The sequence below is a fragment of the Gilliamella sp. App2-1 genome (genome assembly GCF_001690255.1).
Lineage (GTDB): Bacteria > Pseudomonadota > Gammaproteobacteria > Enterobacterales > Orbaceae > Gilliamella > Gilliamella apicola_G.
Window position 1 is genome coordinate 62,731 of record NZ_LZGR01000051.1, and the last position, 8,754, is coordinate 71,484.

Annotated in this window: 4 protein-coding genes and 1 tRNA gene; 4 read left to right on the forward strand and 1 reads right to left on the reverse strand. The window is 34.9% G+C overall.

Annotation, left to right across the window (positions count from 1 at the left end):
* Positions 1-38: 38 nt before the first annotated feature.
* The 3 genes from A9G22_RS07165 (at position 39) to A9G22_RS07175 (ending at position 4,426) form a co-directional block, all read left to right on the forward strand.
* Positions 39-115, forward strand: a tRNA-Arg gene (locus A9G22_RS07165).
* 1,328 nt (positions 116-1,443) lie between these two features.
* Positions 1,444-2,445 (forward strand): zinc transporter ZntB, encoded by a 1,002-nt coding sequence (gene zntB, locus A9G22_RS07170; protein WP_176700247.1) that lies wholly within the window; start codon positions 1,444-1,446, stop codon positions 2,443-2,445.
* 88 nt (positions 2,446-2,533) lie between these two features.
* Positions 2,534-4,426, forward strand: a complete 1,893-nt coding sequence (locus tag A9G22_RS07175; RefSeq protein WP_075508592.1) for a DNA topoisomerase III — start codon at positions 2,534-2,536, stop codon at positions 4,424-4,426.
* A 107-nt stretch (positions 4,427-4,533) separates the two neighbouring features.
* Here A9G22_RS07175 and A9G22_RS07180 read toward each other — a convergent pair whose 3' ends face one another.
* The gene (locus A9G22_RS07180) at positions 4,534-5,211 is read right to left on the reverse strand and encodes a hypothetical protein (RefSeq protein WP_075508593.1); all 678 of its coding nucleotides are present in this window, start codon (positions 5,209-5,211) and stop codon (positions 4,534-4,536) included.
* Positions 5,212-5,925: 714 nt separating this feature from the next.
* Here A9G22_RS07180 and mgtA point away from each other — a divergent pair.
* Positions 5,926-8,634 (forward strand): magnesium-translocating P-type ATPase, encoded by a 2,709-nt coding sequence (mgtA, locus tag A9G22_RS07185; protein WP_065586240.1) that lies wholly within the window; start codon positions 5,926-5,928, stop codon positions 8,632-8,634.
* Positions 8,635-8,754: the final 120 nt, after the last annotated feature.

The following is an 8,754-nucleotide window of genomic DNA, read 5'->3' on the forward strand; positions in this document are numbered from 1 at the left end:
ATATAATACTCTGCGTCTAATCGACAAATCCTATCTAAGTCTCCTTAGCTCAGCTGGATAGAGCAACGGCCTTCTAAGCCGTAGGTCACAGGTTCGAATCCTGTAGGGGACGCCATTGAAATGAAATATAAACAACGGGTTATAGAACTGAAGTTTAATCTTTGATTATCGTTATTTTCGTTGTGTGACACAAATTGTGGCTGTATTAGAAAAGTTATTTTAATGAGCAGCGTTTAAATACCGCAAGCAGGCCAACGATAAATTCTATTGAATCAGCAAAAACTAAAATTAATTTCTTCAAAACATTCCCAAATAGCAAATGGTCTCTTTATGTAATTAGTAAATCAGTAACTCAATGCGTACTTAATTAAGGCGATTTTTGGTTTATTGAAGATCTAAAGCGACAATTTTTTTAAGTGTGTTGTGATAGAACAAGGGTATGTTTTCATTAAAAATAATTAAATAAAATCAATACTCTACCTGATTATTTTTTAGAAAAATAATAAGCCATTTTATTTACAGTTAAAAATCCATATCTAATTGGAATGTTCTGGTTAGGGCGGTAAACATTTCTAGATATTTATGCCTAATGTTTTGTATAATTTATTGTTACATTCTTCTTTTACTGTATATACCGTCCATTCGTCATGAATTGATTTCATGACAATTTCAAGCCTAGCATTAATTAATTTAAAAGGAAGATGTTTAATTTGATAATAAAAAGTACTCGGTGATAATGATAGGCAACGACAGATTTAAGCTGTTTCATTTCCGGCCTTCTTCAGAATCAACGTTATTTGTTGCTGTTTGTCATTTCGATTGCGAAGAAGGCAGAAGCCTTTTTTAAAACTGTTTATCGCTTTGTCATTGCTTAACTTGTTTTCTAACGCTTGGATCCTTTTTTTACTTAGGAGTCAACGTACTACTTTAAAGCGTACCTTGCCTTTCTTTTCTATATTGCGTTACCCAACGCTGGATTGATGAGATACTGACACTCATTTTTTTGCAGCATCTTTATGTATATAACCATAATTTAGAACGAGCCCTGCACATTCTCGTTTAAATTCGATATTTAGTTATCTTGCCACTAGTAAATCTCATTAGTTGAAGGTTTATTATACCGCTAAGGATGTCTCCAATAAAAGTATACTGTTACAGTTTTGCATGATCTCAATGTAGCCGTATTATATGCTGTTCAAATCCTATTAATTTATCGTGGGCAAATAGTTGAGTTGAGCAAGGCAGGCCGAAAGACTTTTAATCGCAGACAATATTAATCGCTGGTATGGGATAAAATTGGGCGTTTTTCACCACCCAGATAATTATTATGTACCACAAATCTGCCTAATGCTTTAAGCAAAATAAATAAACACTAATTATTGGCTCCATTTTAATCTAAATTCAGTATATAATTTGAAAAAACAATAACAAATGGGGCTAGTAATGATGAACCAAGGTAGTGAAAGTGTGATTTCTGTTTCTCATCTTTTAGAGGCTCAACCTGCTTTTGTCTGTCAATTAGACGGTAAAGGCAAAGCAATGCCTCTCAATGAGCAGAGTAAGCCCTCCATTTCGCAGCCATTTTGGATCCATTTAGATTTTGCCAAGCAAGAAACTATCAATTGGATAAATACCACAGATCTTGTCCCTGATTTGATCAAAAACGAATTGGTAAAACCAAACCAAATATCTAAAGAAATTCGTTTTGAATCGGGGGTTTTAGTGGTTTTAAAAGGCGTTAACTTTATCCCCAATGAGCTCCCCGATCCTATTGTTACCTTTCGTTTTTTTATTACTGATAACACGATCATTTCAACTCGACATCAAGAAATTGCAGCTATTACTGAATTAAAAGATCGTTTAGAAAAAGGTATTGGGCCTGTAGATGTGGCTGATTGGTTGATTCAAATATCTGATTTAATTAGTGATCAAGTTAACTTATCGTTTGATAGTGTGCACAATAAAATCATTAAGTTAGAGAATTCGGTATTAAATCAACGTATTTTTTCTTATAAAGAAATAGGCCGTGTTCGTAAGCAGTTGATCGTTTTACGCCGGTTATTATCGCCACAACGTGATATTTTTGTGAAAATTTCGACGGAAAGAGTATCATGGATCGACGATAATGACCGCCAACGATTACACGATATTTCCTATCAACAAAACCATTATGTCTCTGATATTGATAGCTGTTTATTAAGAATAGCCTCAATCATGGAACAAATTAATAGCTTTTTGGCCGAGTCAACCAATAAGAGAATCTACTTAATGTCTCTTTTTACCATTATATTTACGCCGATTACTTTTTTAACCAGTTTGCTGGGTGTCAATTTAGCTGGTATTCCCTTTAGCGAACAAGGATGGTCTTTTGTTGGATTAATCGTACTGCTTGTTGTTATTTGTATAGTTTCAGTCATTTGGCTTAAATATAAAAAATGGTGGTAATTAAGCTCTCTTTTAAAAATTGGATTAAAGGTTATGAGCATTTGTTCAAGCTTATGTTATTTGGAATTTTTAGTGAATAATCATTTTTATGCAATTTAATCAATCTTATCGTTTATTTATTGCCGAAAAACCCAGCTTAGCGAGGGCTATTGCTGATGTATTACCTAAACCTCATCAAAAAGGTAATGGTTTTATCAAAGCAAGTAATGGTGATGTTGTGAGCTGGTGTATTGGGCATCTATTAGAGCAAGCCACACCAGAAGTTTATGATCCCCGATATAAAAAATGGACGATTAGCGATTTACCCATCGTGCCCGAACAATGGATATTAATGCCGAAAGACAATACCAAAAAGCAATTTAATATTTTAGTGGATCTGATTAAATCAGCCGATCAAATTGTACATGCTGGCGACCCAGATAGGGAAGGGCAGTTATTGGTTGATGAAGTCCTAAATTATTGCCAATTACCGCCTAATAAACGTAAAACAATACAGCGGTGTTTAATCAGTGATTTGAATGCTAGTGCAGTTGAAAAATCCTTACAACAATTACGCAGAAACCAAGATTTTATTCCTTTATCCACCTCGGCATTAGCAAGAGCTCGAGCCGATTGGCTTTATGGTATTAATATGAGCCGGCTTTGTACTATTGTTGGGCAAAAAAACGGTTATCGAGGCGTATTATCAATAGGGCGAGTGCAAACGCCTATTTTAGGATTGGTGGTTAGGCGAGATTTAGAGATTACACAATTTGTACCTAAACCATTTTATGAAGTTTTTGCTGTGCTGCAAACCAAAGATAATGAAATATTCAAAGCGAAATGGCAACCCAGCGAAGCCTGTGCGCCTTATCAGGATGATGAAGGGCGTGTATTAGTCAAAAAATTAGCCGAAAATGTTTGTCAGCGCATTAATAATCAATCCGGAAAAATTGATAAAGTCAGTAATAAAAAGAAAGAACTAGCGCCACCAATGCCATTTAATTTATCGGCATTGCAAATTGAAATGGCCCAAAAAAATGGATTGAGCGCTCAAGATGTGCTCGACATTTGCCAATCGTTATATGAAAAACACAAATTAATCACCTATCCAAGGTCGGATTGTCGCTTTCTACCCGAAGAACATTTAAAACAAATTACAGGCGTAAAGTCCGCCATTGAAAATAATTGTCCTGAACTACAATCTGCTATTGGTCATGCTAATTTTACTTTACGTTCCAAGGCTTGGAATGATAAAAAAGTTGAAGCGCATCACGCCATTATTCCAACTTTGCGCAAAGCTAAAATGGAAAGCTTAACCGATAACGAAAAAGCAGTGTATCAAGTTGTAGCAACGCAATATTTAGCTCAATTTTATCCAGCTTATAAATATGCTGAATTGCAAATTGATGTTGACATTCAAGGGGGAAAATTTATTTCTAAAGCCAACCAGATGCTTGACGACGGTTGGAAGGTTTTATTTAGAAGTAAAAACTACCAAGTTGAAACCGAGACAAATAATAATGAAAGTAATGGCCTATTAACTAAATTAGTTAAAAAGGGCGAAACTGTGCAATGTATTGATACTGAGCTGGTTAGTAAAGAAACCCAACCGCCAAGACCTTTTACCGATGCCACATTATTGTCTGCCATGACAGGAATTGCCCGATTTGTTAAAGATCCCGAAATCAAAAAAATATTGCGAGAAACCGATGGCTTAGGCACAGAAGCAACAAGGGCTGGTATTATTGAGTTGTTATTTAAACGCCAATTTTTAACTCGTCAAGGTAAAGCAATTCGCTCAACTGACGTAGGTAAAAATCTGATTTTATCGCTACCTGATATCATGTCGATGCCTGACATGACCGCACATTGGGAATTACAATTAGATGAAATTAGTAAAAAAGCGTTTTCATACCAACAGTTTATGCATCAACTCAATTTATCACTGTTAGATCTTGTTAATCAGTTAAAAAATACAAGGTTGAATATTCGAGCCTAATCTCCAGATAAACGACATAGGATGAAACATAACAATGAACGTTTCATCCTGTTGATTAAGATAGTTATACTATCTGAATAATGATTTTAAGATTGATGCTTATTTTGTTATTTTTCTGATTCGGTGATTTCTTCTAAAATATCGGTGCTTACTCTATTTTTATCTTTGATTATTTTAGCTAATTCATTATTCGCTCTTTGTAAAAAGGCATTGTCTTTTAGAATTGAAAGATAGATTTTGAGTCGTTTAATTGGTTGTAAAGTAAAGCTAAACAGAGCGATTATAATGATAACGTTTGTCAAAATAGCAACAATAACATTAATTATCCAAGGTGAACTAAAGACGGTAATAATATTAGACAGCAACATAATCGATGCTAACATAAATTCAACACAGCTAACCATAACTTCTTTAATGAAATAGGGTTTAAGTGGCGTAATGCGTTTTTCTGTGATCTTAAAATATTGTGTTAATAAATCTAATTGAGTCAGCTCAATAAGATTATGAACATCAGCATTTACTAGCGAAATAGCAATACTTTCTTTGTCGATGTTGCCTGCTTTATAAAAGCAGACTTTCTCCCAAATAAGTTTTTTTTTAATATTATTTAAATAATCTATTTGATATTTTGGTTGAGGTGTTTTTTCTAAAATAACGGCATATTTAATAATATTATCAAAATAGTTATTTTTACCCCGTTTTTTATAAATAAATGAGACAAAAGAGAGCACTAAAAAAATGACCAAATTTAACCAATTATCATGGATTAATTCAGAAAGTTCCATTTAAAAATACTCACATTAATTAATCGTGCAGTGATTGTATCTTATATTGGATAATAGGGATATCAATTCCATATAAAAATGAAGAAAAAAATGGCGATAAGTGCTGTTTTTCAACAATTACCACTCTTTTAAGGCTGTAAAGGTTGACTTCTGTTTGTTAAAGGCGTATAAAGTGCCCGCCTTTTGAGCTTTTCTTCCTTTTTTAGCTATTATGGAAGTTAAAAATGAGGGTGAAGGGAAGTTGAAATACAAAGCGAAGAGTTCAATTTACAGGAGAAATATGGACACTCAATCGGGTCACCCCACAATGCGGGGAGACAAATATAAACACATCATTATCGGTTAATGAACCTGTCTAAATCACCATTTTTTCAGTTCACAAGCCGAAATTGATAAAACGGTAATGGTGAACGATATGCATTTTTTTACACGCTATCACACAAACTCAAAACATCAATACGCACAAAGCTTAATGTTGCGTGTTCTACATCTTTCAGAAAAACATTTAGAACCACCGAGTTGTATCTAAATTCTTAATTAATTCTATTTGCTAATTAAATTTAATGTTCAGCACTAGCTATACAAAATAGTTTTATGGGCTAGTTTTGCTATGCACTAAAAATTTTAGCTCATTCCAACATTTAATAACTTATCGTTACTGGGTAACAATGAGTTGGCATGCTTTTGCCAAAATTAAGAATATAGGTACTCATGATGACAAAAAATACATCAAAAACCAAAGCACAAAATAGTGTAGATATCAAAGCTATCAACGAAGCACAAAATAGTCTTGATAATATTTTATCTAAATTTCAATCCAGCCTTTCAGGATTAACACAAGAAAGTGCCAAATCGAGAATTGAAAAATATGGTAAAAACGAAGTCGCACGAGAAAAAGTACCATCAGTGATAGTGCAACTATTAATGGCATTTAATAATCCATTTATATTTGTATTATTAGCATTGGCCATTGTCAGTTTTGTAACTGACTTTTGGTTGCCTTTGCAAAATGGTGAAGAGACCGATTTAACTGGGATTATTATTATCCTAACTATGGTATCGCTAAGTGGTTTACTGCGTTTTTGGCAGGAATTTAGGTCGAACAAAGCAGCCGAAGCATTAAAATCAATGATTCGCACAACCGCAACCGTGCTAAGACGTGCGCATAAAGACATGAGTCCTGAACGCATTGAAATTCCATTAAATGAAATCGTTCCGGGAGATATTGTTTATTTATCGGCTGGTGACATGATCCCAGCAGATATCCGATTAATCGAATCTCGTGACTTATTTGTTAGTCAAGCTGTACTCACTGGCGAATCAATTCCGGTTGAAAAATATGACACATTAGGTGCGGTAACACAAAAAAATACCGATAATATCGAAGCATCAGACATTAATAAAGATAATTTGCTTGATGTTAATAACATCTGTTTTATGGGTACCAATGTTGTCAGTGGCACTGCTACTGCCATTGTGGTTGCAACGGGTGCCGATACGCATTTTGGCTCATTAGCGAAATCGATTGTCGGATCGCGTGCTGAGACTTCGTTTGATCGGGGGGTTAATAGCGTTAGCTGGTTGCTTATTCGTTTTATGCTAATCATGGTGCCAATTGTCTTTTTTATTAACGGTTTTTCAAAAAATGATTGGGGCGATGCGGCACTTTTTGCATTAGCTGTTGCGGTTGGTTTAACGCCTGAAATGTTACCAATGATTGTCAGCGCTAACTTAGCCAAAGGAGCTGTTAGTATGGCAAAGCGTAAAGTGGTTGTAAAGCGACTTAATGCTATCCAAAATTTTGGTGCGATGGACATTTTATGTACCGATAAAACAGGTACCCTAACGCAAGATAAAATCATTTTAGAACATCACCTTAATATAAATGGTGAAGCTGATTCAACAGTTTTAGAGCTCGCTTGGCTTAATAGCTATTATCAAAGTGGCATGAAAAACTTGATGGATAAAGCGATCATCCGTTTTACTGAAGAAAAGACCAATATGAAAAAGGTGGGTGCTGGTTTATACAAAAAAATTGATGAGTTACCGTTTGATTTTGTGCGTCGTCGTTTATCGGTGGTTGTGCAAAATGGCAGTGATAACCATTTAATGATCTGTAAAGGCGCAGTTGAAGAAATGCTCTCTATTGCCAGTTACGTTTATGAAAATGGCGAATATTTACCATTAGATGAAAAACGAAAACAAGCTTTAATTGCACTCGCGCATGACTATAACAAAGAAGGTTTTAGAGTATTAGCGGTTGGTGTAAAAGATATTCCAGCTAGCGAAACAAAAACACAATACACAGTGCAAGACGAAACAGCACTTGCTATTCGTGGCTTTTTAACCTTTTTAGACCCTCCAAAAGAAAGTGCGCTCGAAGCGATTTCAGCCTTGAATGAACATGGTGTGGGCGTTAAAGTCTTAACAGGTGATAACGAAATCATCACCATCAAAGTCTGCCGAGAAGTTGGTTTAGAGCCGGGCTCCCCATTACTTGGCACTGAAATTGAAAAAATGGATGATAGCGAGCTTAAAATCAAAATCGAACAACATACTATTTTTGCTAAATTAACACCACTACAAAAATCGAGAATTATCCGATTATTGCAAGATAACGGTCATACCGTTGGTTTTTTAGGTGATGGTATAAACGATGCCCCGGCACTACGTGACGCTGATGTGGGTATATCTGTCGATACTGCAACTGACATTGCCAAAGAATCTGCCGATATTATTCTGCTTGAAAAGAGCCTAATGGTATTGGAAGAAGGTGTAATATGCGGTCGCGAAACCTTTGGCAATATTATGAAATATCTAAACATGACCGCAAGTTCGAATTTTGGAAATATTTTTTCAGTATTAGTGGCTAGTGCGTTTCTACCTTTTTTGCCTATGCTAGCGATACATTTACTTATTCAAAACTTACTGTATGATATTTCTCAACTCTCATTACCATGGGATAAAATGGACGATGAGTTTTTACAAAAACCACGCAAATGGGATGCACTAAATATTAGACGTTTTATGATTTGGATTGGACCAACATCGTCTATTTTTGATATCACAACCTATGCACTAATGTGGTTTGTATTCAGTGCAAACAGTGTGGAAGCGCAATCGCTGTTTCATTCAGGCTGGTTTATTGAGGGGTTATTGTCACAAACATTGGTGGTGCATATGCTTAGAACACAAAAAATTCCATTTGTGCAAAGCACCGCAGCATTTCCTGTTATTGTGATGACATTGTTAATTATGGCTGTAGGTATTTATATTCCGTTTTCTCCACTGGGTGGATTAATTGGTTTACAACCATTACCTTGGTCATACTTTCCATGGCTTTTAGCAACCCTATTTAGCTATTGCTGTGTTGCACAATTGATGAAACGCATTTATATCAAACGCTTTGGTCAATGGTTTTAATTGACTAATAATAGCTAAGTGATATTAACATCGCTTAGCTATCTTAAAATTTATATAGTAAAAATTATTAAAAAATTAATTTATTCACCCTATAATTATAACTAAAAGGAAATAATCTAT